General features: G+C 71.6%; 3 protein-coding genes. 1 reads left to right on the top strand and 2 read right to left on the bottom strand.

Translation table 11 applies throughout. The features are described 5' to 3' along the window. Positions 1–105 precede the first annotated feature (105 nt). Positions 106–492 carry a DoxX family protein gene (locus ACFQ87_RS44840; RefSeq protein ID WP_380616815.1) on the bottom strand — a complete coding sequence of 129 codons (387 nt, stop codon included), beginning with the start codon at positions 490–492 and terminating at the stop codon, positions 106–108. Between the two features lie 30 nt (positions 493–522). Then, positions 523–1,002 (bottom strand): carboxymuconolactone decarboxylase family protein, encoded by a 480-nt coding sequence (locus tag ACFQ87_RS44845; protein WP_380616816.1) that lies wholly within the window; start codon positions 1,000–1,002, stop codon positions 523–525. Between the two features lie 125 nt (positions 1,003–1,127). On the opposite strand from ACFQ87_RS44845, the gene ACFQ87_RS44850 reads away from it, so the two are divergent. Further along, the coding region (locus ACFQ87_RS44850) for a sigma-70 family RNA polymerase sigma factor (protein WP_380616817.1) at positions 1,128–1,793 on the top strand (666 nt) is incomplete at its 3' end.

Consider the following 1,793-nt stretch of genomic DNA (forward strand, 5'->3'; position numbering starts at 1 on the left):
GGTGGGGGGGGGGGTGGATTGGCCGGGGCCGATAAGTGGGATTGTGTTCCCCCCCCCCCCTCCCCCCCGCCACCACGTCCGCAGCCGATCGCCGCGACCGGAATGTCAGCTGAGGAACGACTCCGGTCCGAAGCGCCCCCACACCACGAACGCGGCCAGCAGGAGGTAGGCCACGTCCACCGCGACGAGCTTGAACTCCTGCCGCCGGATCCGCACCGCCGCCGCCCCGGCCATCAGCAGCACCAGCCCGAGCGCGGCCAGCGGCACGAACACCGGCGCGATGTCGAGCACCGCGGGCAGGATCAGCCCGACGGCGGCGAGCACCTCGACGGCGCCGATCGCCTTCACCCCTCCGGCGCTGAAGTCCTCGACCCACCGCCCGCTGTACCCGGCGGCGGCGATCCTCTCCTTCGGTGTGACCACCTTGAAGGCGCCGCCGAGCAGGTAGACGGCGGCCAGCAGTGCGGTGACGATCCACAGTGCGAGGTTCACGGCGGCTCTCCTTGTCGAATGAAGGGCTGGTCAGAGGGTGTGGGACTGCCCGGCCCGGTAGCTTCCGGCGGGCTGGCGGGTCATCACGTTGCCGCGGTTGAAGGCGTTGATCACCGCGACCAGGCCCACCAGGGCGGCGAGCTGCTCCTCGTCGTAGTGCTTGGCGGCGTTGGCCCACACCTCCTCGCTCACCCCGCCCGCCGCGTCCGCGATCCGGGTGCCCTCCTCGGCCAGCTCCAGGGCGGCCCGCTCGGCCTCGGTGAACACCGTGGCCTCGCGCCACACCGCCACCAGGTTCAGCCGGGTCGCCTCCTCGCCCGCGTGCACGGCGTCCTTGAAGTGCATGTCGACGCAGTAGCCGCAGCCGTTGATCTGGCTGGCGCGCAGCTTGACCAGCTCCTGGACGGCGACCGGCAGAGTGGACTCCATCAGGATCCGGTTGGCGGCGACGAGGTGCTTGAAAACCTTGCCCAGGACGGGGCTGGCGAAGGGGTTCAGACGGGCTTCCACGGTGTGCTCCTCGGTACGTTGTCCGCTGGTGCCCTCTAGGACAGGGCAGCCGGGCAGGCTGTGACAGGCACGGATGTGACGCGCGCCACCCCCGGGCGGGGCGGCGTTGAACGGGAGGCGTTCCCATGGCGGGATCGGCGGATGCGGCGGGATCGGTGGACGCGGCGGGATCGGTGGACACGGCGGACGCGGTCGGGTACCGGCCGCTGCTGTTCTCCATCGCCTACGGCATGACGGGCTCGGTGGGCGACGCCGAGGACCTCGTCCAGGACACCTTCCTCAACCTGACCCGCGCCGAGCAGGCCGGCACCGCGATCACCAACCTGAAGGCGTACCTGACCACCTCGGTGACCAGGCTGGGCATCAACCACCTCGGCTCGGCCCGGGTGCGGCGCGAGACCTACGTCGGCGAGTGGCTGCCCGAGCCGGTCGTCGCCTTCGCCGACCGCCCCGGCGGCCCGGCCGAGCACGCCGAGCTCACCGATTCGCTGTCGATGGCCTTCCTGGTGATGCTGGAAGCCCTCTCCCCCGTCGAGCGCGCGGTGTTCATACTGCGCGAGGCCTTCGGGTACGGCTACCCGCAGGTCGCGGAGCTGACCGGCAAGTCCGAGGCGAACTGCCGCCAGATCTTCGCCCGGGCCAGGAAGCGCCTGGCGGTGAGCGCGGACGCCCCGCTGCCCCCGACCCGGCGCGCGGAGGGCGACGAACTCGCCCGCCGCTTCTTCGAGGTGGCCGCCGGCGGAAACCTGGAGGAACTGCTCGGCATGCTCGCCCCCGACGTCGTCCTGCAC

This window comes from Kitasatospora sp. NPDC056531, assembly GCF_042794375.1.
Lineage (GTDB): Bacteria > Actinomycetota > Actinomycetes > Streptomycetales > Streptomycetaceae > Kitasatospora.